Annotated in this window: 21 protein-coding genes; 11 read left to right on the top strand and 10 right to left on the bottom strand. The window is 70.6% G+C overall.

The window, feature by feature from the left end; translation table 11 throughout:
- Positions 1–4 precede the first annotated feature (4 nt).
- The 3 genes from F4553_RS22375 to F4553_RS22365 are packed head-to-tail and all read left to right on the top strand — an operon-like array spanning position 5 to position 3,762.
- Positions 5–676, top strand: a complete 672-nt coding sequence (locus tag F4553_RS22375) for a response regulator transcription factor (RefSeq protein ID WP_184838970.1) — start codon at positions 5–7, stop codon at positions 674–676.
- Positions 673–1,761 (top strand): sensor histidine kinase, encoded by a 1,089-nt coding sequence (locus tag F4553_RS22370; protein ID WP_184838968.1) that lies wholly within the window; start codon positions 673–675, stop codon positions 1,759–1,761. Before F4553_RS22375 ends, F4553_RS22370 begins: the two co-directional genes overlap by 4 nt.
- 18 nt (positions 1,762–1,779) lie before the next feature.
- Positions 1,780–3,762 carry a DUF4153 domain-containing protein gene (locus F4553_RS22365; protein ID WP_184838966.1) on the top strand — a complete coding sequence of 661 codons (1,983 nt, stop codon included), beginning with the start codon at positions 1,780–1,782 and terminating at the stop codon, positions 3,760–3,762.
- Between the two features lie 196 nt (positions 3,763–3,958).
- Here the strand turns inward: F4553_RS22365 and F4553_RS22360 are convergent, their stop codons facing one another.
- The 4 genes from F4553_RS22360 to F4553_RS22345 all read right to left on the bottom strand — a co-directional run bounded on the left by F4553_RS22360 (position 3,959) and on the right by F4553_RS22345 (position 9,970).
- Positions 3,959–5,431, bottom strand: coding sequence for a sodium/solute symporter (locus F4553_RS22360; RefSeq protein ID WP_184838965.1), 1,473 nt, complete (start codon positions 5,429–5,431; stop codon positions 3,959–3,961).
- A 24-nt stretch (positions 5,432–5,455) separates the two neighbouring features.
- Positions 5,456–5,824, bottom strand: coding sequence for a hypothetical protein (locus F4553_RS22355; protein ID WP_184838963.1), 369 nt, complete (start codon positions 5,822–5,824; stop codon positions 5,456–5,458).
- 151 nt (positions 5,825–5,975) lie between these two features.
- Positions 5,976–8,531 carry a polynucleotide kinase-phosphatase gene (locus F4553_RS22350; protein ID WP_184838961.1) on the bottom strand — a complete coding sequence of 852 codons (2,556 nt, stop codon included), beginning with the start codon at positions 8,529–8,531 and terminating at the stop codon, positions 5,976–5,978.
- Positions 8,528–9,970, bottom strand: a complete 1,443-nt coding sequence (locus F4553_RS22345; protein WP_184841053.1) for a 3' terminal RNA ribose 2'-O-methyltransferase Hen1 — start codon at positions 9,968–9,970, stop codon at positions 8,528–8,530. Before F4553_RS22345 ends, F4553_RS22350 begins: the two co-directional genes overlap by 4 nt.
- 66 nt (positions 9,971–10,036) lie before the next feature.
- Between F4553_RS22345 and F4553_RS22340 the strand changes: the two genes are divergently transcribed.
- The 5 genes from F4553_RS22340 (at position 10,037) to F4553_RS22320 (ending at position 17,956) form a co-directional block, all read left to right on the top strand.
- The gene (locus F4553_RS22340; protein ID WP_184838960.1) at positions 10,037–10,792 is read left to right on the top strand and encodes an ABC transporter ATP-binding protein; all 756 of its coding nucleotides are present in this window, start codon (positions 10,037–10,039) and stop codon (positions 10,790–10,792) included.
- Positions 10,783–12,459, top strand: coding sequence for an ABC transporter permease (locus F4553_RS22335; protein ID WP_184838958.1), 1,677 nt, complete (start codon positions 10,783–10,785; stop codon positions 12,457–12,459). The genes F4553_RS22340 and F4553_RS22335 overlap by 10 nt, the downstream gene beginning before the upstream one ends.
- Before the next feature lie 109 nt (positions 12,460–12,568).
- Positions 12,569–14,677, top strand: a complete 2,109-nt coding sequence (locus tag F4553_RS22330; RefSeq protein WP_184838956.1) for a hypothetical protein — start codon at positions 12,569–12,571, stop codon at positions 14,675–14,677.
- A 109-nt stretch (positions 14,678–14,786) separates the two neighbouring features.
- Positions 14,787–16,052, top strand: a complete 1,266-nt coding sequence (locus F4553_RS22325; RefSeq protein ID WP_184838954.1) for an MFS transporter — start codon at positions 14,787–14,789, stop codon at positions 16,050–16,052.
- 65 nt (positions 16,053–16,117) lie between these two features.
- Positions 16,118–17,956 carry an NHL domain-containing thioredoxin family protein gene (locus F4553_RS22320; protein WP_184838952.1) on the top strand — a complete coding sequence of 613 codons (1,839 nt, stop codon included), beginning with the start codon at positions 16,118–16,120 and terminating at the stop codon, positions 17,954–17,956.
- A gap of 1,085 nt (positions 17,957–19,041) precedes the next feature.
- Here F4553_RS22320 and F4553_RS22315 read toward each other — a convergent pair.
- Genes F4553_RS22315 through F4553_RS22305 form a run of 3 tightly spaced genes read right to left on the bottom strand, consistent with a single transcriptional unit; the run spans position 19,042 to position 21,243 of the window.
- Positions 19,042–19,785: a LamB/YcsF family protein gene (locus tag F4553_RS22315; RefSeq protein WP_184838950.1), complete on the bottom strand. Its 744-nt coding sequence runs from the start codon at positions 19,783–19,785 to the stop codon at positions 19,042–19,044.
- Positions 19,776–20,633: a 5-oxoprolinase subunit C family protein gene (locus F4553_RS22310; protein ID WP_184838948.1), complete on the bottom strand. Its 858-nt coding sequence runs from the start codon at positions 20,631–20,633 to the stop codon at positions 19,776–19,778. Before F4553_RS22310 ends, F4553_RS22315 begins: the two co-directional genes overlap by 10 nt.
- The gene (locus F4553_RS22305; protein WP_312875308.1) at positions 20,626–21,243 is read right to left on the bottom strand and encodes a 5-oxoprolinase subunit B family protein; all 618 of its coding nucleotides are present in this window, start codon (positions 21,241–21,243) and stop codon (positions 20,626–20,628) included. The genes F4553_RS22310 and F4553_RS22305 overlap by 8 nt, the downstream gene beginning before the upstream one ends.
- 115 nt (positions 21,244–21,358) lie before the next feature.
- Here F4553_RS22305 and trhA point away from each other — a divergent pair, with 115 nt between their 5' ends.
- A complete protein-coding gene (gene trhA / locus F4553_RS22300; protein ID WP_184838944.1) occupies positions 21,359–21,982 on the top strand; it encodes a PAQR family membrane homeostasis protein TrhA in 624 nt (207 codons plus the stop codon).
- Positions 21,983–22,292: 310 nt separating this feature from the next.
- Positions 22,293–23,429, top strand: coding sequence for a PP2C family protein-serine/threonine phosphatase (locus F4553_RS22295; protein ID WP_184841051.1), 1,137 nt, complete (start codon positions 22,293–22,295; stop codon positions 23,427–23,429).
- A gap of 1 nt (position 23,430) precedes the next feature.
- Here F4553_RS22295 and F4553_RS41905 read toward each other — a convergent pair whose 3' ends face one another.
- Positions 23,431–23,562 carry a hypothetical protein gene (locus F4553_RS41905; protein ID WP_281395039.1) on the bottom strand — a complete coding sequence of 44 codons (132 nt, stop codon included), beginning with the start codon at positions 23,560–23,562 and terminating at the stop codon, positions 23,431–23,433.
- Between the two features lie 204 nt (positions 23,563–23,766).
- Between F4553_RS41905 and F4553_RS22290 the strand changes: the two genes are divergently transcribed.
- A complete protein-coding gene (locus F4553_RS22290; RefSeq protein WP_184838942.1) occupies positions 23,767–25,614 on the top strand; it encodes an acyl-CoA dehydrogenase in 1,848 nt (615 codons plus the stop codon).
- Between the two features lie 40 nt (positions 25,615–25,654).
- On the opposite strand, the gene F4553_RS22285 is transcribed toward F4553_RS22290, so the two are convergent.
- Both F4553_RS22285 and F4553_RS22280 read right to left on the bottom strand, forming a co-directional pair.
- Entirely contained in the window at positions 25,655–26,446 is a 792-nt protein-coding gene (locus F4553_RS22285; protein ID WP_184838940.1) for a hypothetical protein, read from the bottom strand.
- Positions 26,439–26,969: a SigE family RNA polymerase sigma factor gene (locus tag F4553_RS22280; RefSeq protein WP_184838938.1), complete on the bottom strand. Its 531-nt coding sequence runs from the start codon at positions 26,967–26,969 to the stop codon at positions 26,439–26,441. The genes F4553_RS22285 and F4553_RS22280 overlap by 8 nt, the downstream gene beginning before the upstream one ends.
- Positions 26,970–26,998: the final 29 nt, after the last annotated feature.

Genomic DNA, 26,998 nt, shown 5'->3' with positions numbered 1-26,998 from the left:
CCTCATGACGGTGCGACGGGTGCTGGTGGTGGAGGACGACGGCGTTATCGCGCAGTCCGTGGCTGCTCGGCTTCGGGCTGAAGGGTTCGAGGTCGGGGTTGCCGGCAGCGGACCTGCCGGAGTGGACGCGGCGCTTCGCTACAAGCCGGACCTCGTCGTGCTCGACATCATGCTGCCGGGCTTCGACGGGCTGGAGGTCTGCCGGCGGATCCAGGCACAGCGGCCGGTGCCGGTGCTGATGCTCACCGCCCGCGACGACGAGAACGACGTGCTCATCGGGCTCGCGGTCGGTGCCGACGACTATCTCACCAAGCCGTTCTCGCTGCGGGTGCTCGCGGCCCGCGTGCACGCGCTGCTGCGGCGTACCGAACGCACACCGGTCGCCGGGCACGAGCTTCGCCTCGGCGATCTGGAGATCAACCAGGTCGAGCGCCGGGTACGCCGAGCAGGCACCGAGGCACACCTCACCCCGATCGAGTTCGAGCTGCTCGTCTACCTCGCCCAGCGGCACCGCAGCGTGCTCTCCCGCGAGCGGCTCCTCGCCGACGTGTGGGGCTGGGCGGAGGGGTGCGGGACGCGTACGGTCGACTCCCACGTGAAATCCCTGCGCCGCAAGCTCGGCGCCGATCTGATCCGCACGGTGCACGGCGTCGGCTACGCCCTGGAGACGCGATGATCGAGCAGATCATGGACCGGCTGACGGCCGTCATGTTCCGGGTCCTCGGCCCGGCGATCCGCGTCAGCAACCGGGTCCTGGACCGGCTGCCCCGCCCGCTGGACCCCTTCCGCTCCATCAAGCTGAAGCTCGCCATCCTGCTCGGGCTCGCGGGCACGACCGGCATCACCGTCTTCTGGTTCGGCATCGGCTGGATCGCCTGGAAGACCGCCTTCGCCGCCGCCGCGGTCGGCCTGGTCACGCTGCAGATCTTCGCGCACGGCATGACCAAGCCGCTCCGCGAGATGACCGCCGCCGCCCGCGGCATGGCCCGTGGCGAATACACCCGACGGGTACGCGCAACCAGCCGCGACGAGGTCGGCGACCTGGCGCGGGCGTTCAACCAGATGGCCACGGACCTCGGCACCGCCGACCAGCAGCGGCGGGAGCTGATCGCCAACGTCTCGCACGAGTTGCGTACACCGATCACCGCCCTGCAGGGCGTGCTGGAGAACCTGGTCGACGGTGTCGCCGAGCCCGATCCGGAGCAGCTCAAGACCGCGCTGGCGCAGACCGAGCGGCTGGGCAGGCTCGTGACGGAGCTGCTGGACCTCTCCCGACTCGACGCCGGTGTGGTGGCGCTGCGGGTCGAGGAGCTGGCGGCGGCGAAGTTCCTCGCGGACTCGGTGGCGCAGGCGCGCCTCGCCTGGCCCGAGATCACCTTCGAGCTGGCGCCGCCCGACCAATCGTTGCGGGTGCAGGCCGATCCGGCGCGGCTGCATCAGGTCTTCGCCAACCTGCTCGACAACGCCGCCCGGCACAGCCCGCAAGATGGCACAGTCACGCTGACGGCTTGCCAGGACGGCTCGACCGTTCAGTTCGAAGTCATCGATGCCGGTCCCGGCATCGCCCCCGACCTGCGCGAGCGGGTTTTCGAAAGGTTCACGCGAGGTGACCGTTCGGGCACCGACGGCGGCACTGGCCTGGGACTGGCCATCGCCCGCTGGGTCGTGGAGCTCCACCGCGGCACGATCTCGATCGCAGATGGCGGTTCGGGGGGCAGCACCGGCTGCCGTGTCCGCGTTATATTGCCCATCCTGTTATAGAACCGTGTGGAGACTGTGATGACAGAAGAGCCAGCGCAGCCCGTACCACCGCACCAGGACGCCCTGAGAACGCCGACGCCCGTCGACGGTACGCCGACCGTCACGCCGGCTGCCGAGGAGGCCGATGGCGCGGTCGAGGCTGCGGCCCCCGCGGACGCACCGCAGGCTCCACCGGCACAGCAGGACGCACCGCAGGCACCGGCTCAGCAGGCGCCCGCCCAGGTGGCCGCTCCCGCGCAGGTGGCCGCTCCGGCACAGCCGGGTGCCCCGCAGGTCCCGGCGCAGCAGGCTCCGGCAGCGCAGCAGCAGCCCGGTGTCCACCCTGGACAACCGGTCCCGCACACGCCGGGCACCCCGCCGCCCGGATGGCCGCAACAGCAGCGCCCGATGTACTGGACCCAGCCACCGCCGCCGCCCCGCCCCGGGTTCTTCGAGACCCGCTGGAAGGGGCCGAGCACTCCCGCCGGGAAGGCGGCCGTCCTCGGCACAGCCGCCGGTGCCGTGGGGGCTGCGGTCGCCGTACCCCTCGATCGTCCCGGGGTTGGTTGGTTGATCTCCGCTGCGGTGGCCGCAGCCGCCGTCGGACTGGTGGCCCGGACCGCCGGCGCGCCCGTCTCCAGCGGTGACCGCGTCGCGCGGGTGCTCTGGGGACTCGCGGCGCTCGCGCTGCTCTCGGTCGGCACCTTCCGCGCGGCCGGCTGGCTCTTCTTCTGCTGCCTGCTCGCGGCCCTGGGCTGCGCATCGCTCGCCGCCGCCGGTGGCCGCTCGATGCGGGCCATGGCGGTCGGCGCGGTCTCCGTGCCGCTCGCCGCGCTGCGCAGCATCCCCTGGATCGGCAAGGGCGTCGGTGTGCTGCTCGCCCAGCGCTCCGCCGCCAAGCGGGCCGAGGCGCAGGCCGACCCGGTCGCCGCAGCGCAGAAGGACGACGGCGGCGTGCGTGGCGCCCGCATCTTCCTCGCTGTGATCGTCACGATCGTGCTGCTGCTCGTCTTCGGCGGGCTGCTCGCCTCCGCCGACGACGCGTTCGCCGAGCTGCTCGGCCGGCCGCTCAAATACGTCGCCGACATCTTCAAGGACCTCGACATCCCGACGATCTTCGTCTGGACGCTGCTCCTCGTCACCGGCGGACTCTTCACGGCCGGCGGGATCTTCCTCGTCACCGCCCCGCCGGACCTGCACCGGATGGAGAACCCGGGCAAGGCGCGCATCGGCGGGTTCGAGTTCGCCCTGCCGCTCGGCGCGCTCGTGCTCCTCTTCGCCGGGTTCGTCGCGGTGCAGTTCACGGTGCTCTTCGCCTCCGGCACCAACGTGCTGCGGACCGCCGGGGTCAGCCACGCCGAATACGCCCGCAGCGGCTTCCGCCAGCTCATCATCGTCACGGTGCTGACCCTCATCGTCATCGCCGCGTCGGCTCGCTGGGCCCGGCGGGAGACGCCGAAGGACCGGCTGCTCCTGCGCATCCTGCTCGGCGGGGTGGCCGCCCTCAGCCTCGTGATCGTCGCCTCGGCGATCTACCGGTTGTCGCTCTACCAGGACTACCGGGGCTGGACGCGCGAGCGGATCTTCGTCGGCGCGGTCGAGATCGGCCTCGGCCTGATCTTCGTGCTGATTCTGCTCGCCGGCATCCAGCTCAAGGCAGAGTGGCTGCCCCGGGCGGTCGCCGGGACTGCGGTCGTCATGCTGCTCGCCCTCGCGGTGGTCAACCCGGAGCGCTTCATGGCCGAGCAGAACGTCGCCCGCTACGAGAAGTCGGGCAAGATAATCGACCTGTTCTATCTGCGAGCGCTCTCCGCCGACGCGACACCGGCGCTGGCGGACCTTCCGGCCGAGATGCGCAAGTGCGCGCTCAGCCAGATCGCCAAGGAACTCAAGAACGACCCGGATACCTGGTACTCCTGGAACTACTCCCGCAAGCAGGCCAGGAAGGTCATCGCTGACCTCGGGCCCGGCGCGATCGGGACGTGCCAGGATGCGTTCAGGTTCGACAACGAGCGGGGCTAACTCTCCTTCCCACCCCGCAACCGCCCACGGCCCGAGATCCACAAGATCTCGGGCCGTGGCCATGCCAACCCCCTGAACTTTAATGCTGGACACGCCGCAGACATCGTCACAACTGTCAGGATCAACTTCTGCCGCCTAATCGATCATGACTTTTGTTGCAGATGGGACGGCGTGTCCAGCATTAAAATTCAGGGGATCAGACGCGCAGGGTGTCCGGGGCGTGTAGGCGGAGCATGATGTCAGCCACGTGCGCCGGAGCCCGGCCGCGGGTCGCCAGGGAGACCGTGACCATGACCGCGAAAGCCAGCGGGACCGTCCACGCGGCCGGTTGGGCGACGAGCTGACCCAGCGTTCCCGTCGGATGTCCGAAGACCGTGACCAGCACCGATGCCGCCGCGAGCCCGCCACCGACGAGGATCCCGGCCGCCGCGCCGAGATCGGTGAGACCGCGCCACCAGATCCCCAGCACCAGCAGCGGGCAGAAGCTCGACGCGGCGACGGCGAAGGCGAGCCCGACGACCTGCGACACGTTGAGCCCGGTGACCTGGAGCGCGAGGACCAGCGGCACCGCACCGCCGAGCAGCGTCGCGAGCCGGAATCCGCGGATCGAGCGCGAGCCGAGCACATCGGTGGCGAGCACCCCGGCGACCGCCGTGAGGAGCCCGGACGCGGTCGACAGGAAGGCCGCGAACGCCCCCGCCGCGACGAGCGCGCCGAGCAGTTCGCCGAGCACACCGTCACCGAGCGCCGCGACGGGCAGCAGCAGCACGACGGCGTCGCTGTGCCCGTTGGTCGCGAGTTCCGGCGTCCAGATGCGCCCCAGCAGCCCATAGAGCGTGGGAAAGAGATAGAAAACCCCGACAAGCCCCAAAACCACCAGGGTGGTACGCCGTGCAGCCGCCCCGTCCGGGTTGGTGTAGAACCGCACCAGCACGTGCGGCAGCCCCATGGTTCCCAGGAAGGTCGCGAGCATCAGCGAATAGGTGCCGAAGAGCCCGCTCGACCCGTGCTCCCCCGGCGTGAGCCAGGACTCCGGAGCGGGGATCGGCGGCTGCCCCGTCGCCCGCCAATGGATCACCAGGAAGATCGCCGGTACGGCGAGCGCGGTCAGCTTCAGCCAGTACTGAAACGCCTGGACGAAGGTGATCGCCCGCATCCCGCCGAAGGCGACGTTGGCCGTGACGACGGCACCCACCAGGGCGGATCCGATCCACGACGGGCCGCCCGCGACGGTGGACAGGGTCAGCCCGGCACCCTGGAGCTGGGGCATCAGATAGAGCCAGCCGATGAAGACGACGAAGCAGGTGGCGAGCTTGCGCAGCTTTCGCGACCGCAGCCGCAGCTCGCAGAAGTCGGGCAGGGTGAAGGCACCGGAGCGGCGCAGCGGCGCGGCGACGAAGAGCAGCAGCGCCAGGTACCCCGCGGCGAAGCCGACCGGGTACCAGAGCATCTCGACGCCGTCGCGGAGGATCAACCCGGCCACGCCGAGGAAGCTCGCCGCGCTGAGGTATTCGCCGCCGATCGCCGCCGCGTTCCAGTGCGGGCTGACCACCCGGGACGCGACGAGGAAGTCGCTGGTCGTGCGGGCCAGCCGCAGCCCGTAGGCACCGATGGCGAGCGTCGCCAGCGTGACCGCGATGATCGCCGGCAGCGTGTATGCGTTGTTCATCGCGGCAGCCTCACCACGGCCGTCTCATCGGCGCTTGACCAGGGCGGCGAAGTCCTGCTCGTTACGCGCCGCCCCCCGGATGAAGACGACGCCGACCACGATGAGGAAGGGATAGGCGATCAGCCCGAGCAGCAGCCACGGCAGCCGCGCGCCGAGGATCGTCACGGACCCCAGGGCCGGTGCCACCACGAACAGCAGCGGCAGCGAGCCGAGGCAGACGAGCACGACCACGGCGAGGCGCAGCGCGAGGGCGAGCTGAGCGCGGATCAGCCCGCGCAGCAGTGCATCGCCGACCCGGGTCTGCTCCGCGAGTTCAGCCGCGGCGGTCTGCCTCGGCGGCCGCTGAGCAGCCACCGAGGCGAGCACGACGCGGGTCCGGCGCGGGGCGGTCATCGGCGCAGTCTCCCCCGACCTCATCGACGGGGCAAGTAGGGTGCTCCAGCCCGCTACGCAAAGATCGCCGCAACTCTTGAAGAGTTGGTGTTGAGAGCGCCCGGCAGGTGCAGACTGACGGGCGCCCGCACCGACCCGGCGCCGGGTCGGGTTACAACCGCGGGTCGACCGGCTCCGATTCGCTCGCCAGGATCGCGAACACCAGCTCGTGCACCCGCCACGGCGGCTCGTTCGCAGCCACCCGGTCGAGCGCGGCGAGGCCCAGGGCGTATTCGCGCAGGGCGAGCCCGCGCTTGCGGCCCAGGCTGCGGTCGCGCAGCCGGTGCAGCTGATCCGCGTCGGTGTAGTCCGGGCCGTAGATGATCCGGAGGTACTCCCGGCCGCGGCACTTCAGCCCCGGCTGCACCAGGTCCCGCTTCGGCGTCCGGACCAGCCCGGCGAGCGGCTTGACCACCATGCCCTCGCCGCCCGAGCCGGTCAGCTCCACCCACCAGTCGACGGCACCGGCCACGGCCTGCTCGTCGTCGAGCGCGACGACGAGGCGCCGGGTCCGGGTGAAGAGCCCCGAGGCGGCGTCGACGAGGCGGTCGGCGAGCGCGAGGTGCCAGCCGTGGTCGCGCCCGGCGTGGTTGGCGCCCTCGCTCGCGAGGATCACGAACGGCGCCAGGGTGATCCCGGCGAGCCCGTCGGTCGGCCGCACATAGGCGCGGTAGGCGTCGGTGAAGCGCTGCGCGTTCTCGGCCCGCCCGGCGAGCCTGCCCCGCAGCGCGGTCACATCAATGCCGCGCCGCGCCACCTGGTCCAGCACGTCGATGGCGTGCGGCAGGGCGTTGCGGGCGGCGGTGCCGACGCTGGCGTACTGGTCGCGGATGAGGGGTCCCGCCTTCGCCGACCAGGGCAGCAGCTCCGCGTCGAGCAGCAGCCAGTCGGTGCCGAGCTCGTCGAAGAGCCCCGCCGCGGTCACGCCCGCGCGCACCCGGTCCAGCAGCGCCTCGGTCACGGCCGCGTCGCTGAAGAACGGTCGGCCGGTACGCGTGTGGACCGCACCCGTCGCCCCGCCCCCGAAGCGCTTCTCGGCGGCCGCCTGATCCCGGCAGACGAGCACGACGGCCCGCGAGCCCATGTGCTTCTCCTCGCAGACGACCGTGTCGACGCCGACCTTCCGATAGTCGGCGAAGGCAGCCGTCGGGTGTTCGAGGTAGCCCTCGACCTGCGATGTCGAGGCCGGAGCCATCGTCGGCGGCAGCCACAGCAGCAGGCCGGGATCGATGGCGAACCGGCCCATCACCTCCAGCGCCGCCGCGGCCTGGCGGCCGTCCACGGCGATCCGGCCGTATCCGGTGTCGAGGTGACGCCTCCCGGCCGGGTCGGCGATGTTGATGACGTCGCCGATGTCGAGCACGTCCGAGGGCCGGCCGCCACCCGCCGGGGCCAGCGGCTTGACCGGCGCGTAGTGCTCCCGCTCCGCCGGGACGGCGACGAGCTCGCGCTCGGGGTAGCGCAGCGCGGTCAGCTCGCCGCCGAAGACGCAGGCGGTGTCGAGGCAGATGGTGTTGTTGATCCAGACCGGCTTCGGCACCGGCGTGTGTCCATAGACGACGGTCGCCCGGCCCCGATAGTCCTCCGCCCACGGGTAGCGCACGGGCAGGCCGTACTCGTCGGTCTCGCCCGTCGTCTCGCCGTAGAGGCAGAAGTCGCGGACCCGGGCCGAGGCGCGCCCGTGGTAGACCTCCTTGAGCCCGGCGTGCGCCACCACCAGGCGACCCCCGTCGAGGACGTAGTGGCTGATCAGACCATCCATGAAGGACTTCGCCTCGGCGACGAAGGATTCGTCCTCCGCGCCGAACTGGGCCAGCGACTCGGCGAGGCCGTGCGACACGGTGACCTTGCGGCCGGTGAGCGCGCGCAGCAGCTTCGCCTCGTGGTTGCCGGAGACGCAGAGCGCGGTGCCCGCTTCGACCATCCCCTTGACCAGCCGGATCACGCCGGGAGAGTCCGGGCCGCGGTCGACCAGGTCGCCCACGAACAGCGCCACCCGCCCACCCGCGTGCCGCGCCGAGCAGGCGCGCCCGGCCTCGTCGCGGCTGATCTCCCAGCCCAGTGCCGTCAGCAGCGTCTCCAGCTCCGACCGGCAGCCGTGGACGTCGCCGATGATGTCGAAGGGTCCCGTCAGCTCGGTGCGGTCGTTGAAGAGCCGCTCGTACGCGATCGTCGCCGACTCGATCTCGTCGACGCCGCGCAGCACGTGGACCTTGCGGAACCCCTCCCGCGCCAGCGACTTGATCGTGCGGCGCAGGTCCCGGGACTGCCGCGTCAGCACCCGCCGGTCGAAGTGCCGATCGGGGCGGGCCTGGGTGCGGGCCCAGCACTCCTCCTCCGGCACGTCGAGGACGATCGCCGTCGGCAGCACGTCGTGCGCGCGGGCGACCGCGACGAGCCCGGCCCGCGCGTGCTCCTGGACGTTGGTGGCGTCGACGACGGTGAGTCGACCCGCCGCGAGCCGCTTGCCCGCGACGAAGTGCAGCGATTCGAAGGCGGCGGTCGACGCGGACTGGTCGTTCTCGTCGTCGGCGACCATCGCGCGGAACGCGTCCGAGGAGAGCACCTGGGTCGCGGCGAAGTTCTTGCGGGCGAAGGTCGACTTGCCCGAGCCGGAGATGCCGACGAGCGCGACCAGGCTCAGCGCGGGGATGGCGAGCTCGGTCATGCTGCTTCCCTTTCCTTGACACTGAACACGGCGAGCTGCGTCGGCGGACCGACCTCGGGATCGTCGTCGCCGACCGGGCTGATCGCGACGGTGTAGCCGTGCTCCGCGGCGACGGCATCGGCCCAGGTCCGGAACTGCGCCCGGGTCCACTCGAACCGGTGGTCGTGGTGGCGGTGCGTGCCGTGGGCGAGCCCTTCGTAGCGGACGTTGTGCTCGACGTTGGGCATCGTGACGATGACGGTGCTCGGCTTGGCGTGGCCGAAGACCGAGCTGACGAGTGCGGGCAGCCGGGGCTCGTCGAGGTGCTCGATCACCTCCATCAGGACCGCCGCGTCGAATCCGGCGAGCCGGCTGTCGCGGTAGGTGAGGGCGCCCTGCACCAGGCGTACCCGGCTGGTGTGCGGGTTGTGTGGGCGGTCGAGCCGCAGCTTGCGCGCGGCCGTCGCCAGCGACCGGGCCGAGATGTCGACACCGACGATCTCGGTGAGGTGGCGGTGCTTGACCAGGTCGGACAGGAGCGCGCCGGGGCCGCAGCCGAGGTCCAGGACCCGGGTGGCGCCGGAGGCGACGACCGCCGCGACCACCGCCTCGCGGCGCAGGCGGGCGAGCGGCGCCCGTGCCACGCTCCCGGGCAGCTCACCGTCCTCATCGGACTCGGCGATCAGCTCCAGGCTGTCGCCACCGGCGAGGTCGTCGCTCTCGGCGAGCCGCTCCAGCGCGGGCTCGGAGAGCTGCCGCTGGTGGGCGAGGTAGCGGTGGACGATCTGGCGGCGCTCCGGGTGGCCGGCGAGCCAGCCGTCGCCCGACCGCAGCAGCGTGTCGATGTCGTCGGCCGAGACCCAGTAGTGCCGGGCGTCGTCGAGCACCGGGATCAGCACGTAGAGATGGTTGAGAGCGTCGGCGAGGCGCATCGTGGCGGCGAGGCGCAGATCGACATAGCGGCTCTCGCCCCACTCCGGGAACGCCGGGTCCAGCGCGATCGGTTCGGCTGTGACCTGCCAGCCGAGCGGCTCGAAAAATCGGACCGCGAGGTCGGCTCCGCCGCGGCAGCGCAGCACCGGAACGCGGATCTCCAGCGGGATCGCGGTGGCGGCGAGCTCGGGCCGGTCCTTGCTCGCACCCTTCATCGCGGAGCGGAAGGTCTTCGTCAGGGCCGAGGCGAGCAGGCTCGACGCGGCGTAGGGCCGGTCGTTGACGTGCTGGCTCAGTGTGAAGCCGTCCGGCACGGTGCTGGTCCGACCACGGGCCGCCGCCTGCAGCTTGATCGGGTCCACCTCGAGGATCAGCGCCGCCGTGCACCGCTGCCGCGTCGCCTCCGGATAGCAGACGAGCGCCCGCCCCGTGGGCAGTTCGACCTCGTGCAAACGGTCGGGATGCTTGACGAGGAGGTAGCCGAGGTCGGTCGCGGGGTCATGAGTGGTCGACACGGTGAGCAGCACCGGGTCATCCTCCCAGCTCACACACTTACTGCAAGCCATTTGGTATTCGATGGCTAGGCTGTGAGGGTGATCTCGGAGAGCGCGTTCGCGTTGCGAGGACTGGTCAAGCACTTCGATCAGAAGGTCGCCGTCGCCGGTGTGGATCTGGACGTGCCCCCGGGCAGCTTCTTCGGCCTGCTGGGACCCAACGGCGCCGGGAAGACGACCACGCTGAGCATGGCGGTCGGCCTGCTCCGACCCGATTCGGGCACCGCCACGGTCCTCGGCCACGACGTCTGGGCCGACCCCGTGCTCGCGAAGCGGCTGCTCGGCGTGATGCCCGACGGCGTACGCCTCTTCGACCGCCTCGACGGCGCTGAGCTGCTCGCCTACACGGGGCTGCTGCGCGGGATGGACCCCGCCGTGGTGGACCAGCGGGCCCGGGAGCTCCTCGACGTCCTCGCCCTCGCCGACGCCGGTCGCACGCTCGTCGTCGACTACTCGGCGGGCATGAAGAAGAAGATCGGTCTCGCGTCCGCCCTGCTGCACGCGCCCCGGGTGCTGGTGCTGGACGAGCCCTTCGAGGCGGTCGACCCGGTCAGCGGCTCACTGATCCGTGACATCCTCCAGCGGTACGTCACCGGCGGCGGCACGGTGATCTTCTCCAGCCACGTGATGGAGGTCGTCGAGCGCCTCTGCACCCACGTCGCGATCATGGCCGACGGCCGGATCAAGACGGTGGGCGACCTCGCCACGGTCACCGGCGGCCGGGACCTGGAGGAGGTCTTCGTCGAGGTGGTCGGCGGGCGTACCTCCACCGGCGAGGAGCTGTCGTGGCTGTGACCGCCGACGCCGGGATCCCCGCGCCCAGGCCGGTCACCGCGCGCACCTTCGCCCGGATGAAGCTGCGCGTGCTGCGCAACGGATTCCGCGGGCGCCCTGCCCGGATCGTCATGTTCGTCATCGGTGCGCTCTTCGCCGTCTGGATGGCGCTCGGCGCCTTCGCGGCGATCCTCGTCTCCCTCAAACCCGACTACGCCGACACCCTCGGCCCGCTCGTCCCGGCCCTCATCGGCTCGCTGCTCGTCGTCGGCTGGGTCTTCGGGCCGCTCATCTGGTTCGGCATCGACGAGACGCTGGACCCGGCCCGGTTCGCGCTGCTGCCGCTGCCGCGCCGCACCCTCGTCAGCGGGCTGTTCGCGGCGGCGCTGGTGGGCGTACCGGCGGCGGCCTCTGCCCTTGCGATGACGAGCCTGGTCGTCGGCGCGGCCCTGTGGCAGGGCGTGCTCGCGACCGCCCTGCAGCTCGTCGGCGTGATCGGCGGCATCCTGCTCTGCGTGGCGCTGTCGCGGGCGGTGACGAGCGCGTTCGCCAACATGCTGCGGTCACGCCGGGTCAAGGACCTCGCCGCGGTGCTGCTGGCGCTGCTCGTGGCGCTGATCGGGCCGCTGCAGTTCTGGGGCGTCTCGGCGGCTCAGCACGCCAAGCGCAGCCAGCTCCTCGCGCTCGCCGACGTGCTCGGCTGGACGCCGCTCGGCGCGCCCTGGACGATCGGCTCCGAGGCGGCCGCGGGCAACCTCGGCGCGGCCGTCGCGAAGCTGGCGATGACCCTCGCCTGCGTCGGCCTGCTGCTCTGGTGGTGGGCGGCCACGATCGAGAGCGCGATGCTGGGCCAGGCGGGCTCGTCGGGGTCGAAGCGAGCAGCCGCCACGGGCGGGCCGATCGCACGCCTGTTCGGCGGGGCGCTGGGCCGACTGCCCCGCACGATCGACGGCGCGCTCGTCGCCCGTGAGATGCGCTACTGGTGGCGCGACACCCGGCGCCGCGCGGCGCTCGTCACCTTCGCCGTGATCGGGATCTTCATCCCGGTCGTCGTCAATCTCGGCGGCCCGATGGCCTTCGCGGGCAACGAGCCCGCGACGCAGTCACCGCTGTCCCGCGCGACTTCAATGATCTTCGTGGGTACGGTCGCCGCGCTCAACCTGGCGAACCAGTTCGGCTTCGACGGCACTGCCTATGCCCTGCACCTCATCGTCGGGGTGCGCGGACGGCAGGAGCTGCGCGCCCGGGTCCTCGGCTACTCCATCTTCGTGCTCCCGCTGATGGTCGTCATCTCGATCGTCATCTCGGTCATCCTCGGCCGGCTCGGCGACCTGCCGATGATGCTCGGCACGATGCTCGCCGCGTTCGGGGTCGGGCTCGCGGTGACCCTGATCATCAGTGTCCTGGGGGCGTACTCCCTGCCGGAGAACCAGAACCCCTTCGCCGTGAAGACCGGCGCGGGCGTCACGAAGAGCTTCCTCGCCCTCGGCGCACTCGTCGGTTCGCTGATCCTGGCGCTGCCGATGGCTCTCGGCGCGGCACTCCTCGGCGAAACCTGGCAAATAATCGCATTACCCGTAGGCATCGTCTACGGAATCGTCGCCGCCTGGCTCGGCATGATCATCGCTGGCGATGCCATCGATCGGCGAGGTCCCGAGCTCCTGGCAGCGGTCACTCCCCGTGACTGAGACATCCATCCCTGGCCAGGGCCGTGATCACACAGCTCAGCCGCTCCCACTATTCCCGTGAGCGCTCCGGCCCGATAGGGTTCGGACGCGAAACGCGAAGGAGGCACAGATGACGTCCGAGGGCCACCAGCCCGCCGACCGTGCGAGCGACACGGCGTCGCCTGCGCGAGGCGACCGCCCGTCGAGCTTCGGCCTCTTCGAGGCGCCGGAGGTGCCGGACGAGTTTGCCACCTTCACGCCCAGTCGCCACGGTGGGACATCCTCGCCGTACTCGCGGTTCAGCGAGACCGACCAGGCCGCCGGCGGCGAGCAGAGTCACGGCGACATCGAGCCCCTGCGCATCCCTGACGACCCGGGATACTCGCAGGCCAACAGCGGTTTCAGCGGCTTCCCCCCGGATCCGGTCGAGGCGCCCACGAGCAGCGGGGTCTATGTCCCCGCGCCGGCCGTCATGCCGATCCCCAACCCGGCCGTGCCCGACGAAGAAGTGTCGAGCTGGTCGGCATACTCGCAGAACCAGCCCCCGGCCCGGCCCGCGCAGGAGGAGCCGCAGCAGTCCTGGGCCTCCTTCTCGCACACACCGCCGCCGCCGAACGCTCCGCCGGCGGCCGCTCCGCCGGCGGTCGAGGAGCCACAGCCCGTCGTCTCCTGGGCGGCTTACACCCCGGCCGAGGAGCCCGCTCCCACCGGCGTCGACCAGGGTTGGGCTGCGTTCACCGCGCCCGCCGACCAGCCCGTCGAGCAGCCTGCCTGGTCTGGGTTCGCGAGCGCTGCGCCTCCCGCCGAGGACCCCTCCCCCGCCTGGGGAAACAACTACGCCGCGACGCCGGAGCCGACACCGCAGTTCCAGGAGCAGCCCTGGTCGCCGCTGCCCACCCGGCAGCCCGAGGAGCCGGAGCAGCAGTCCGGCTGGTCGGCATTCACCAACCTCCCGCCCTACGAGCCGACTCCGGCCGAGGCAGCGCCCGCGCCGGTTCCCGCCGAGGCACCCGCCGACCAGAGCTGGACCTCCTACGAGCCGCCGGCCGAGACGAGCCCGCTCCACTCGGAGCAGCGCGTCCCCGGTGCGACGCTGGAGGGCAGCTGGCCCGCCTTCACCGCACCGCACACCACCGAGCCCGACGGCCAGTGGCAGGAGCCGCAGGCGGCCGAGAAGCAGCCGTGGTCGACACCCGCCGCCGAGCCGGCCGCCTTCGCACCCGTGCAACCGGTCGAGCCCGAGCGGCCCGCGCCGGTCGCCCAGACGAGCCCGCCGGAGCAGCCCACCCGGGCCTCCGCATCGGTGCCCGTGGCGAGCCGCCTGTCACCGCCGACCGAGCCGGTCCAGCCGGCCAGATCCGAGCCCCGCGTCTACGGTGCCGCGCGCCCGGCCGAGATCAGCGACGAGCCCGGCCCCGCGCCGATCGCCGCCGAGCCGCCGGTCGTTCCCCAGCAGGCGTCCGCGCCCGTGGCCGAGAGCACCGGCCGCCCCGCGGTCGCGCGTGCCTCGGTCTCCGTCGGCCGGATCACCCCGACCGATGCCGTCCAGCCGCCGCCCGCGCAGTCCGGCGTCTACGGTCGGCCGCAGTCGACCGTCTACGGCAGCCCCGCCGCAGCCGCCCAGGCCGCCGCAGCGCAGTCCGCACCCGCCGATGCGCCTCCCGCCAACGTCTACGGCGGCGGGGGTGCGACCGGCACGCTCCAGGGTGGTGGCGGTCTGCCCGCGCAGTCGGGTCCGGCGCCGACGGGCACCCAGCGCGGTGGCGGCATGCCGCCCTATGGCGACCTGCTCGGCCCGGCATCCGCCCAGGTGCCCCAGCGCCAGCCCACGCAGCTGCCGAACAACCTGGTTCCGGCGCAGCGCGGTCCGGGTGCCGCTCCGGCGGAGCCGGCCCAGGACCGCTTCGGCAACTTCAAGCCCGCCGAAGAGCCCCCCGCTCCCGTCCGCAGCAGCAAGGTGCTCTTCATCGTCATCGGCGCCTGTGTGCTCCTCCTCGGCATCGCGCTCGGCACCCTATGGGTCGTCGGCAACGTGATGGCCGAGAAGCCAGCCACGTTCGGGGTCGGGCAGTGCGTGAAGCAGGACGGCACCAAGGCCGTCGCCGCCGACTGCACCGAGGCGGGCGCCTTCACCGTGACGGAGATCGTCACCGAGAAGAGCAAGTGCCCAGACAGCACCCAGCCGACGATCGTGCAGACCAACGGGATCCTCTGCCTCAAGCCGGCAGCCACCCCCTAGTCGAGCAGACCTGGAGCGCCCGCCGAGACGGCTCGTCTCGGCGGGCGTTTTCGTCTGGTGGGCGGTTTATCTGGTGGTCGGTGTCAGACCCGGCGATTAGGTTGTGGGCATGTTTCGTGATGCCCTGCCTCAGCAGCAAGCCGCCCGCCGGATGCTGCTGGGCACCGCCGTCTCGGCGATCGGCAGGGGTCTCACGCTGCCATTCCTCTTCATCTATCTGACCAAGGTGCGCGACATCACGCCGACGACCGCCGGTCTGGTGATCGGCTGGCTGGGGCTGGCGACGCTGCTCATCGCCCCGGTCGGGGGCACCCTCGTCGACCGGCTCGGCGCCCGGCGGATCGTGCTGCCGATGCTGCTCGTCGAGGCGGCCGGCGTCGCCTCGCTCGCGCTCGTCACCTCGCCGTTGCGCGCCTTCGTCTCGGCGACGCTGGTCGCGATCGGCGGCGGTGTCATCTGGTCGGCGATGACGACGATCCTCAGCTCGGTGACGTCCGACGCCGAGCGGCAGAAGGTCTTCGGTCTCCAGTTCGCCCTGCTCAACCTCGGCATCGGGGTCGGTGCGACGATCTCCGGCACGCTGGTCGACATCGAGCGTCCCGGCACCTTCCAGCTCATCTACCTCGTCGACGCCGCCTGTTACCTCATCCCGCTGGGGATCCTGCTCTCCATGCCCACGGTCGGCCGCCGCCTCGTCGACCGTCCCGCCACCGCCAAGCGCGACGAGCCCGGCTACCGCGAGGTCTTCCGCGACCGGGCGTTCGTGCGCTGGCTCACCTTCGCCATCGTGCTCACCATCAGCGGATACGCGCAGATAGAGGTCGGCTTCACCGCCTTCGCCATCGACGTCGCGCACGTCTCGACGCAGATCGTGGGCTACGCGTTCACGATGAACACGATGGTGATCGTCGTGGCTCAGCTCTTCGTGATCAAGCTGATCCAGGGCCGCAGCCGCACCCGCGTCCTCGCCTCGGTCGGCGTCATCATGGCCTCGTCCTGGCTCGTCCTCGGTCTCGCGGGCTTCGTCGACGGCGGCAACGCGGTGCTCGCGGCGGTCGGCGTGATCGCGACCGGCGGGATCTTCGCCGTCGGTGAGACCCTGCTCTCCCCGGTCAACCCGACCCTGATCAACGCCCTCGCCACCGATGAGCTGCGCGGGCGCTACAACGCGCTGGGCTCGATGGTCTGGGGCATCAGCGGCATCGTCGGCCCCGTCTCGGCGGCGCCGCTGATCGGTGCCGGGCTCGGCGGGCTCTGGATCGGGCTCGTCGTCGGCGGCTGCCTGATCGCCTCGGTGCTGGCCCTGTCGCTGCGCCGACTGCTCACCGTCGACCAGGACGGCCGGATCCTCGCCCCGGCGCACGTCGCCGCTTAGCCGCATCGGATAGCTCACACCGTCCCTGCTCGTTGCGGACCAGGGCGGTCCGGCAGAATGGCCGGATGCGGGTAAGGGCGCCAGAGCTGCGCGGACGAGGCTGGCTGAACACCGCCGGCAAGGAGATCACCCTCAAGGATCTCCGGGGCAAGATCGCAATCCTCGACTTCTGGACCTTCTGCTGCATCAACTGCCTGCACGTGCTCGACGAACTGCGGCCGCTGGAGCAGAAGTACGGCGACGCGCTCGTGATCATCGGTGTGCACTCGCCCAAGTTCGAGCACGAGAAGGACCCCGAGGCGCTCGCCGCCGCCGTGGAGCGGTACGGCGTGGAGCACCCCGTCCTCGACGATCCGGAGCTCATCACCTGGCGGCAGTACGCGGCCAAGGCCTGGCCGACCCTGAGCGTCATCGACCCCGAGGGCTACGTCGTGGCGAGCATGGCCGGCGAGGGCCACGCCGATGGCCTGACCCGCCTCGTGGACCAGCTCATCGCCGAGCACGAGGCGAAGGGCACCCTGCACCGCGGCGAGGGCCTCTATGTCCCCCCGCTCACCGCGAAGACCGCGCTGCGCTTCCCCGGCAAGGCGCTACCGCTGCCCAGTGGCGGCTTCCTCGTCTCCGATTCGTCGAGGCACGCGCTGGTCGAGCTCGCCGCCGACGCCGAGACCGTCGTGCGTCGAATCGGCTCCGGTACGCGTGGACGCGCCGACGGCGGCCCCTCGACCGCCAGCCTCTCCGAGCCGCAGGGACTGCTCGCACTGCCACAGCGCGTCGCCGAACTCGTCGGTTATGACGTGGTCGTCGCCGACACCGTCAACCACCTGCTGCGGGGCCTGCGCCTGCGTACCGGTGAGGTGACCACGATCGCGGGCACGGGCCGCCAGTGGCGCTCCACCGTGGACGATCACGCACACGACGCGCTCAGCATCGACCTCTCCTCGCCGTGGGACGTGGCCTGGTTCGAGGAGCGGGTGATCATCGCGATGGCGGGCATCCACCAGCTGTGGTGGTTCGACCCGATCCGGCGTACCACCGGGGTTTTCGCGGGAACGACCGTGGAGGCACTGCGCGACGGGCAGCTCCCCGACGTCTGGCTGGCGCAGCCCTCCGGCCTGTCCACCTCGCCCGACGGCGAGCGGCTGTGGTTTGTGGACTCCGAGACGAGCGCGCTGCGGTACGTCGAGCGAGCGGCCCCCGACGACGGCGGCACCAGCACCGACCTCGTCGTCCGCACCGCCGTCGGCCAGGGACTCTTCGACTTCGGGCACGTCGACGGCCCGGGCGGGACCGCGCTGATGCAGCACCCGCTGGGGCTCGCCGCGCTCGCGGACGGTTCGGTGCTGATCGCGGACACCTACAACGGCGCGGTCCGGCGCTTCGCGGACGGCGCGCTCTCCACTGTGGAGACCGATCTCGCCGAGCCGAGCGACGTGGTGGTGACCGCCGACGGCACCGTGCTCGTGGTCGAATCGGCCGCGCACCGGCTGATCACGCTGGCACCCTCGACCGGGTCGACAATGGATGGTGGACGGCACACCGTCGAGCGTCCGCCGACGCTGCTGCAATCAGGTGCGGTGACGCTGGAGATCATCTTCACGCCCGCGCCGGGGCAGAAGCTGGACGAGACCTTCGGTCCGTCGACCCGGCTGTCGGTCTCAGCGTCCCCGCCGGAGCTGCTGCTGACCGGCGCGGGTACGACGACCGATCTCAGCCGACGACTGGAGATCAATCCGGCGGTGACGCAGGGCGTGCTGCAGGTGGTTGCGCAGGCTGCCACCTGCGACATCGACGCGGCGAACCCGGCCTGCCACCTCACCCGCCAGGACTGGGGTGTCCCGCTGCGCATCACCGCCGACGGCGACGCCCGGCTCCCCCTGATCCTCCGCGGCCTCGACGCCTAACCCGCTCCACTCCCGCGACACTCGCGCCCATCTCGGGCATATGGCGCGGGGTGGGCGGCTTGATCGCGCAAATCGGGGTGCGCGGCGCGGGGTGCGCGGCGCGGGGTGCGCGGCGCGAACGCGCTCGCGTCGGGTGCGGGGTGCGCGGTGCGGGGTGCGCGGTGCGGGGTGCGCGGTGCGGGGTGCGCGGTGCGGGGTGCGCGGCGCGAACGCGCTCGCGTCGGGTGCGGGGTGCGGGGTGCGGGGTGCGGGATGCGGGATGCGCAGCATGATCGCGCACATATCGGGCACGTAGGTAGTACGTGGTATGCGACATGATCACGCTCATCCAGGCAATTAGCACGTGAGGCGCGGCAATGACCGCGCCCATTCCAAGCAAGTGGCACGTGAGGCGCGGCAAATGACCGCGCCCATTCCAAGCAAGTGGCACGTGAGGCGCGGCAAATGACCGCGCCCGCTCCAGGCAGGCAGCACGCAGGGCGTGACACGATCGCGCACATTCCAGGCAAGTAGCGATGTGCGCGGCATGATCGCGCACATATCGGGCGAGTAGTGCTACATGCGCGTCGTGATCGCGTTGCTTCCCGGAAAGAGGCCCTTCCTGGGGTCAAGATTCGCGCTGTTTCCAGCTTTCAACGCGATCAAGCTGCGGGCGGCGGACTTGGCGCGGCCGGCGATCCCTGCCCGCAAGATCGCGCAGAAACCGGGAAATTGCCCGCTCCTCGTAGCATGATCGCGCAAAAACCCGGAAGCAGCGCGAATCTTGACCCCAGGAAGGGCCTATTTCCGGGTTCTTGCACGATCATGCACCGCACCGCACCACGCGAAGCACCGCGCCGGACGCCACGCTAAACACCGCGCCACGCACGCTGGGCAACCACGCCACACCACGCTGAGCGCTGCGCCACGCTGAGCGCTGCGCCACGCTGAGCGCTGCGCCACGCTGACGCCGGTTGGCGTCGCGTCCCTTGCACCGCACCGCACCGCACCGCACCGCACCGCACCGCACCGCACCGCACCGCACCGCACCGCACCGCACCGCACCGCACCGCACCGCACCGCACCGCACCGCACCGACGCGAGTGTTACACCGTCGTGAAGCGCTGCAAGGGAACACCTGCCTCCGTCAGGGCCGCGCGTACCGCAAGGCCCAACTGCACCGCGCCCGGCGTGTCCCCGTGCAAGCAGATCGAGTCCACCGGCAGGTCGATCACCGTGCCCTCGAACGCGATCACCCGCTGCTCCGTCGCCATCAGCAGCGCCCGCGCGACGACCTCCTCGGTGTCGGTGACGACCGCGCCCGCCTTGCTGCGCGGCATGAGGCTGCCGTCGGGGAGGTACCCCCGATCCGCAAACCCCTCGAAGATCACTTTCAACGCCGCGTCCGACGCCGCTGTCGCGAGCACCGACCCGGGCGAGCACAGCACCGGCAGCTTCGGATCGAGATCGCGCACCGCGTCCACGATCGCCTCGGCGTGAACGGTCGCGTGATAGAGCGCCCCGTGCGGTTTCACGTATGCGACGCGCACCCCTTCGGTCCGGGCCAGCGCGTCGAGGGCCCCGATCTGGTAGATGAGTTCGTCGCGGAGTTGGTTGTGCTCGTACGCGATGAATCGCCGCCCGAACCCCGGCAGGTCCCGGTAGCCGACCTGCGCGCCCACGGCGACGCCTCGTTCTCGGGCGTAGGCGCAGACGCGCCGCATCGTGAGTGCGTCACCGGCATGAAAGCCGCAGGCGACGTTTGCACTGGTCACGACGTCGAGCATGGCTTCGTCGTCGCCCAGTTCCCAGTGGCCGAAGCCTTCGGCCAGATCTGCGTTCAGGTCCACTGTGACAGCCTAAAGCGGATCGCGGCTCCGGGCCGCGCCTGCGCGAGCAGCGGCAGGTCGGCGCGTTCGACGACGGCGATGACGGGGTAGCCGCCGGTGGTCGGGTGATCGTTGAGGAAGATCAGCGGCTGCCCGTCGGCGGGGACCTGCACCGCTCCGGTGACGACACCTTCGCTGGGCAGTTCCCCGGCGCGCGAGCGGGTCAGGCTCGTCCCGATGAGTCGCGCTCCGACCCGGTTGCTCAGAGGACTCACCTGGTACGCCGACCGCACCAACTCCTCGAGGTCGGCGAACCAGTCGTCCCGGGGCCCCGCCGTGGCTCGAAGCACGATCTCCCCACCCACCTCGTCGGACCTCCCCTTCAGCACCAACTCTTGAAGAGTTGGCGCTAAGGGCGGGCCGACGGGGAGGCTGTCGCCTCGGCGGAGGGCGGCCGGGCCGAGACCGCTGAGCGTGTCGGAGGAACGCGAGCCGAGCACCGCCGCCACGTCGATGCCACCAGCCACCGCGAGGTATCTCCGCAGCCCACGGCTCGCGTTGCCGATCTCGATCTCCGCACCGGCATCCACCGGGTGCGCCTCGCCGAGCGCCGCGTCGACCCCGCCGATCCGCAGCGGTCCGGGCGCGCCGGTCACCGCCACGGTGACGGGCTCGACGGCGGCCAGCACGCAGCCGCCGAGCGTGATCTCCAGTCCGGCGAGTTCCGGTGTATTGCCGACGAGAGCGTTGGCCGCGTCGAGGGCGGGCTGATCGAGCGCGCCGCTCGGCGAGACGCCGAGGTGGGCGTATCCGTGGCGGCCCCGGTCCTGAACGGTCGTCAGCGGCCCGGGCCGGCGGACACTAAGCATCGATCATCCTTACCGTCATCCCGGGCAGGAGCAGCGCCGGCGGCTGCCGTTCGACATCGAAGAGGACCGCGTCGGTGGAGCCGAGGAGGTGCCACCCGCCGGGGGTGGACCGCGGATAGATCCCGGCGTAGGCCCCGGCGACGGCGACCGAACCGACCGGCACGCTGGCCCGTGGCGTAGGCCGCCTGGCGAGGTGCCATTTCTCGGCGAGCCCGGTCAGGTAGGCGAATCCGGGCGCGAACCCCCCGAACGCGACGGTGAAGACGGTCTCCCGCATCACCGCGATCGGGTCGCAGCCCCAGACAGTGCCGACCTCGTCGAGGTCCGGCCCGTCCCAGCGCACCGCGATCTCCAGCGGCAGCACCGCGGTCTCCTCGACGGAGGAGACGAAGGGGCAGGTGAGTGCCTTGGCGGTCGAGTCGATGAGGGCTCCGAGCACCGGATCATCGGGATCGACACCGATGATGAGCAGGGTCTGCGCGCCGGGCACGAGCTCTCTGCACTCGATCTCGCCCCGGGCGCGGGCGGCATCGATCGCCGCAAACCACGTGTGCGGGGCGTCGACCTCCAGGAGCAGGGCGTCCGTGCCGGCTCGGCGGATGTTTACCACTCGTCGATGGTGAGGCCTCGCACACCCTACGCGCGAGTAACCTACGATACCGTAACCTGTAAGGGTGACCCAGACACGCCCCCGGGTGAAGCCCGTCGACCAAGGCAAACCGCGCATGCGCGGCTGGCTGCACACCTATGCCTTCTTCGTCGCGGTGGCCTGCGGCATCGTGCTCGTCTCGATCGCCGCCGCGCAGGCGAGCACGGCCGCGCTGGTGAGCACCGCGATCTACAGCCTGACCGTCTGCGGCCTCTTCGGGATCAGCGCCCTCTATCACCGTCGTTGGTGGAGCGAGCGCGGCTACAAGACCATGCGCAGGCTCGATCACGCCATGATCTTCATCTTCATCGCGGGCACCTACACCCCGTTCTGCGCGCTGCTGCTGCCGCCCGACAAGGGAAAGCTGCTGCTCATCATCGTGTGGACCGGCGCGCTCGCCGGTGCCGTCATCTCGCTGGTCTGGCCGCACGCCCCGCGCTGGGTCACCGCACCCCTCTATCTGGCGCTCGGCTGGGTCGCGGTCGCGGTGCTCCCCGACATCATGCACTCCGGCGGCGTGGCCGCATTGGTGCTGCTAGCAGTGGGCGGCCTCGCCTACAGCGTCGGTGCGATCTTCTACGCGCTGCGCCGCCCCAACCCGTGGCCGACCGTCTTCGGACACCACGAGTTCTTCCACGCGTGCACGCTGATCGCGGCGATCTGCCACCACATCGCGATCTACTTCGCCGTCTTCGCCTGATCTCACCAGAGCTTCGCGGAACACAGGAGCTTCGCGGAGCGCGCCGCGACGCCTGGACTGAGGAGCGCAGCGACGAGGGAAGGCGTCGCACAGGGGCGCGCGGAGCGAAGCGACCCAGCAATAGAGCGACGAGGGAAGGCGTCGCACAGGGGCGCGCGGAGCGAAGCGACCCAGCAATAGAGCGACGAGGGAAGGCGTCACACAGGGGCGCGCGGAGCGAAGCGACCCAGAGACACCACCTGCGGCAGTTCATCCGGGTGGACATAATGAGGTCAGACGTAAGGTCAACCTCTCTCAGATCCACCGCGTGATCAGTCATGCTTGTGCCGTAATCACGAGACTGCAGTTGCCGGGTCGACGCCCGGTCACCCCTGGGACCCGCGCCGGACTCGGCGCGGCTGTCGCGCTGCTCGTTTTCCTGAGCGTGGTCGAGGCACTCGACGGGGCGCAGGGTCACTACATCGGCCTCATGGCGACCGCGCCGTTCCTCGCGGCCGCGTTCGCCTCCTGGCGGACGGTCCTGGTCGTGGGTGGTCTGGCCACTGCTGTGGGTACGCTGTTCGCGCTGCTCGGGGATGCCCCCAGCATGTCGACGGTGCTGAACGTCTTCGGCATCGGCGGTGCCACGGCCCTCGCGGCGACGGCGGCCACCCTGCGGCAGCGGCAGGCCGAGCGGATCGCCGAGCTCTCCCGCCTCGCCGATGTGGCACAGCAGGCGGTGCTGCGACCTCTCGGCCCGCGACTGGGTTCGCTGGCGATCGCCGGACGATACATCTCCGCCACGGTCGCCGCCGACATCGGCGGGGACCTCTACGAGGCGGTCGACACGCCCTATGGCGTACGCATCATCATCGGTGATGTGAAGGGCAAGGGCCTGGACGCGGTCCGGCTCGCGAGCATCGTGCTCGGCAGCTACCGGCACGTGGCCTATGACCGGGCCGATCTGCGCGCGATCGTGACCGACCTGGACCGGGCGGTCTCCCGCAACGTGGGTGACGAGGATTTCGTCACGGCGGTGCTGGTCGAGGAGCGCGGCGGAACGCTGACGGTGGTCAACTGCGGGCATCCGGCACCGCTGCTGCTGCGCCGCGGCGAGGTGATCTCCCTGGACCCGCCGTCGCCGGCGCCGCCGCTGGGCTTCGTTCCCTCGGTGAAGGCCCGGGTCGAGCGCTTGGAGCCGGGCGACCGGCTGCTGCTCTTCACGGATGGCCTGGCCGAGGCGCGGCGCGACGGTGCCTTCTTCCCGATCGCTGATCGCGCCTGGCGGCTGCTGGGGCACGGCTCCGTCAGCGACGGGCTGGCCTCGGTCGAATCCGCCCTGGCCGAATGGGTGCACGGGCGGCTCGACGATGACATCGCACTGGTGCTGCTGGAGTACGCGGGTCCCCAGCAGGGTCTGACTGCGGCGGCCGTGCCGAGCTGGGAAGTCGGGGCCGACCAGAGCTGAGTCAGGCGATCGCGTCCTGTCGACGGCGGACCGCGAAGCCGAGCTGAGGCAGGGTCGAGGCGGCCCGGTGCTTGCCGACGTAGCGGCGGGGGTAGCGCGGCTCGAACATCCGGTTCATGAGTGTTTCAATCATTTTCTTCTCCTCCTCGTTACTCGTATGTAGGAACGAGGACACCAAATTCGGGTGACGCTTATCGGCGTGGCGGGTTGCATTTCTCGGCACACATCTACTCATTTTCTAGGGCAATTCAGACAAGTTGCCGAGTTTTGTTGCCGTAGTTACCGATGAGTAATACTCTCGATGTACCAGACGGCAATTTCTGTGCAGGGGACGGCAATGACCCATTACAAGAGCAACCTGCGGGACCTGGAGTTCAACCTCTTCGAGGTCTTCGACAACCACCTCGGCGAGGGACCCTTCGCCGACGTCGACACCGACAGCGCGCGCGGCATCCTCGCCGAGGTCGACCGGCTCAGCCGGGTGGATCTGGCGGCGAGCTTCGCCGACGCCGATCGCAATCCGCCGGTCTTCGACGCCGCCACCCACACGGTGAAGCTGCCGACCAGCTTCAAGAAGTCCTTCGACACGTTCATGGACTCGGAGTTCTGGCGCCTCGACATCCCGAGCGAGCTCAACGGCACCCTGGCGCCCCGCGCGTTCTGGTGGTCGCTCGCCGAGATGATCCTGGGGTCCAACCCGGCGATCTGGATGTATTCCTGCGGTCCGTCCTTCGCCCGGACGATCCAGTCCGAGGGCACCGACGCGCAGCGCGAATGGGCCAAGATCTTCGTCGAGAAGCGCTGGGCCGCCACGATGGTGCTGACCGAGCCCGACGCCGGCTCCGACGTCGGCGCCGCCCGGACCAGGGCGATCCCGCAGGCCGACGGCTCCTGGCACATCGAGGGCGTCAAGCGCTTCATCACCTCGGGTGAGCACGACCTCTCCGAGAACATCATTCACTACGTGCTGGCCCGTCCCGTGGACACGCCCGGTGCGGGTGGTCCGGGAACCAAGGGTCTGTCGCTCTTCCTCGTACCGAAGTTCCACTTCGACGCCGAGGGCAACCTGGGCGAGCGCAACGGCGTCTTCGCCACCAACGTCGAGCACAAGATGGGTCTCAAGGTCTCCGCGACCTGCGAGATGACCTTCGGCGGGCACGGCGTCCCGGCGCAGGGCTGGCTGCTCGGTGAGGTGCACGAGGGCATCCGGCAGATGTTCCTCATCATCGAGAACGCCCGGATGATGGTCGGCACCAAGGCGATCGCGACGCTCTCCACCGGTTACCTGAACGCGCTGGAGTATGCGAAGGAGCGGGTCCAGGGCTCCGACCTGCTGCAGATGGCGGACAAGACGGCACCCCGGGTCACGATCACGCACCACCCCGACGTGCGCCGCTCGCTGATGCTGCAGAAGTCATACGCCGAGGGCCTGCGCGCACTCGCCATCTACGCCGCGGGCTGGGCCGACAAGGCCAACCTCGCCGCGACGGCCGGCGACGAGAAGGCCGCGAAGAAGGCGGAGAAGGTCAACGACCTGCTCCTCCCCCTCGTCAAGGCCTGCGGTTCGGAGCGCGCCTTCGAGCTGCTCGGTTCCGAGGCCCTGCAGACCTTCGGCGGCTCCGGATTCCTCCAGGACTACCCGCTGGAGCAGTACGTCCGCGACGCGAAGATCGACTCCCTCTACGAGGGAACCACCGCCATCCAGAGCCTCGACCTCTTCTTCCGCAAGATCGTGAAGGACGGTGGCCGGGCGCTGCTGACGGTGGCCGGCGAGATCTCGGCGTACCTGGCGGAGGGTTCTGATGGTGAGCTCAAGGAGGAGCGCGAGTCGCTGACGACCGCGCTCACCGACATCCAGGGCGCGCTCGGCACCATGACCGGCTGGCTCGCCGAGGCGGCCGGCGGCGACGAGCGGGCGGTCTACAAGGTCGGCCTGCACTCGCGGCGCCTGCTGCTCGGCCTGGGCGACCTCGTCGTCGGCTGGCTGCTCCAGCGCCAGGCGACGGTGGCGCTCGCGGCGCTCGCCGGTGACGGCGTCTCCGAGACCGACCGGGCGTTCTACCTCGGCAAGGTCGCGGCGGCGAAGTTCTTCGCGAGCGAGGTGCTCCCCCGGATCACCACCGACCGCAAGATCATTGAGTCCGCCACGGTGGATCTGATGGACCTCGACGAGTCGGTCTTCTAGAACTCGGATTTTAGGAAGGGGAGGGCAGCTGCCCTCCCCTTCATCCGGTGGCGTTGACGCAGGCCTCGATGAGCTGCGCATCGGTGGCGCTGCCGATGGCGAAACCGCCCAGCATCTCGACCGCCCCGCGCGCCTTGAAGAAGGCGTTGAACCTGGTCCAGACCCTGCTGGTGTCGACGAAATAGTTGGGGATGCTCGCCGGGAGCGACACGTTGCCGCGCATGAGGACCGTCAGCGTGTTGCACCTGTTGTCAGGCGAGGAGAGATCCGGGGTGTTGAAGCTCGGCCGAGCCGCCGTGAGGTAGGTCGACGAGCTGCTGAGCCGCACGATCTTCTGGTCGGCCGGGCTCCAGCCGTACTTGGCCCAGACCAGCTTGATCTTGATGGACGGGCACTTCTGTGCCGTGCCCGGCGGCAGGTAGTAGTGCTCGGGGCCGATGTCCCAGTAGAGCGTGCGGACGTAGCAAGGGTCGGCGCCGGAGCCCGACTGCTTGCCGCTGCCCGACCCGGCCCGCGGCGACCCCGGGGCGGTCGAGTGCGACGGTGATGCGGACGGCGACATCGTGGGAGTCGGTGTCGGTGAGGGCGGCACCGACTCCGAGACCGTCGGCGACGGGGTCGGCTCGGTGGGGGTCGGGGTGGCGCGCAGCCCCGGCAGCGCGATCGCCGCGATCGTGACCAGCGCAGCGACACCAGCAGCGACCATCGCCCGGGTCGTCCGGCGGCGGCGGACGGTCCGGCGCAGCGCGTCGACGCCCGGCGGGACGGTCTCGGCGAGGCAGCGGTCCCGGAAATCGTCGAAGGGAGCGCGCAGCCTGTCCTGATCAGACATTCGCGACCTCCCCGCTGCTCTCACCAGGGAGGTCGGAGCTTTCAAAATCGGCCGGATCGGTGAGGAGCTTGCCGAGGGCGGTTCGGCCGCGATGCAGCCACGCCTTGACGGTGCCCTCGGCGGCACCGGTGAAGTCGGCGATCTCCTTCACCGACATGTCGGCGAGGTAATGAAGCACGATCGCCTGGCGGTGGTCGGCGGAGAGCTTCGCGAGCGCCCGGGCCAGATCGATCGGGGCGCCGGAGGGCCCGGTGACGTCCTCCGACAGCAGCTCCCGGTGCCAGCTCAGCAGGCGCCGGGCTCGCCGCCAGCGGCTGATCGCCATGTTCCAGGCGACCCGGCGCACCCAGCCGGCCGGGTCGGCATAGGTCGAGATGCTGTCCCAGCGGGTGTACGCCCGGCAGAGGGCCTCCTGGACCATGTCCTGTGCCTCAGCGTGATCACCCGTGTACGCGTAGAGCTGTGCTGTGAGCCTGGCGAAGGTCACGGAGTAGAACTCCGCGAAGTCGTCCTGGCTGCTCACAAGCGAACTCCCGTAGGTGGGGCGGGGAG

This window comes from Allocatelliglobosispora scoriae (assembly GCF_014204945.1).
Classification (GTDB): Bacteria; Actinomycetota; Actinomycetes; order Mycobacteriales; family Micromonosporaceae; genus Allocatelliglobosispora; species Allocatelliglobosispora scoriae.
The sequence above is the reverse complement of the archived record's forward strand: the minus strand, read 5'-3'. Positions and strand labels throughout refer to the sequence as shown.

Bases quoted from the DNA above. Each gene is read 5' to 3' on its own strand.
- F4553_RS22370 (WP_184838968.1), top strand. From the start codon at position 673: ATGATCGAGCAGATCATGGACCGGCTGACGGCCGTCATGTTCCGGGTC.
- F4553_RS22320 (WP_184838952.1), top strand. From the start codon at position 16,118: ATGCGGGTAAGGGCGCCAGAGCTGCGCGGACGAGGCTGGCTGAACACC.
- F4553_RS22365 (WP_184838966.1), top strand. From the start codon at position 1,780: ATGACAGAAGAGCCAGCGCAGCCCGTACCACCGCACCAGGACGCCCTG.
- F4553_RS22325 (WP_184838954.1), top strand. From the start codon at position 14,787: ATGTTTCGTGATGCCCTGCCTCAGCAGCAAGCCGCCCGCCGGATGCTG.
- F4553_RS22285 (WP_184838940.1), bottom strand. From the start codon at position 26,446: ATGTCTGATCAGGACAGGCTGCGCGCTCCCTTCGACGATTTCCGGGAC.
- F4553_RS22355 (WP_184838963.1), bottom strand. From the start codon at position 5,824: ATGACCGCCCCGCGCCGGACCCGCGTCGTGCTCGCCTCGGTGGCTGCT.
- trhA (WP_184838944.1), top strand. From the start codon at position 21,359: ATGCGCGGCTGGCTGCACACCTATGCCTTCTTCGTCGCGGTGGCCTGC.
- F4553_RS22310 (WP_184838948.1), bottom strand. From the start codon at position 20,633: ATGCTTAGTGTCCGCCGGCCCGGGCCGCTGACGACCGTTCAGGACCGG.
- F4553_RS22330 (WP_184838956.1), top strand. From the start codon at position 12,569: ATGACGTCCGAGGGCCACCAGCCCGCCGACCGTGCGAGCGACACGGCG.
- F4553_RS22375 (WP_184838970.1), top strand. From the start codon at position 5: ATGACGGTGCGACGGGTGCTGGTGGTGGAGGACGACGGCGTTATCGCG.
- F4553_RS22290 (WP_184838942.1), top strand. From the start codon at position 23,767: ATGACCCATTACAAGAGCAACCTGCGGGACCTGGAGTTCAACCTCTTC.
- F4553_RS22350 (WP_184838961.1), bottom strand. From the start codon at position 8,531: ATGACCGAGCTCGCCATCCCCGCGCTGAGCCTGGTCGCGCTCGTCGGC.
- F4553_RS41905 (WP_281395039.1), bottom strand. From the start codon at position 23,562: ATGATTGAAACACTCATGAACCGGATGTTCGAGCCGCGCTACCCCCGC.
- F4553_RS22360 (WP_184838965.1), bottom strand. From the start codon at position 5,431: ATGAACAACGCATACACGCTGCCGGCGATCATCGCGGTCACGCTGGCG.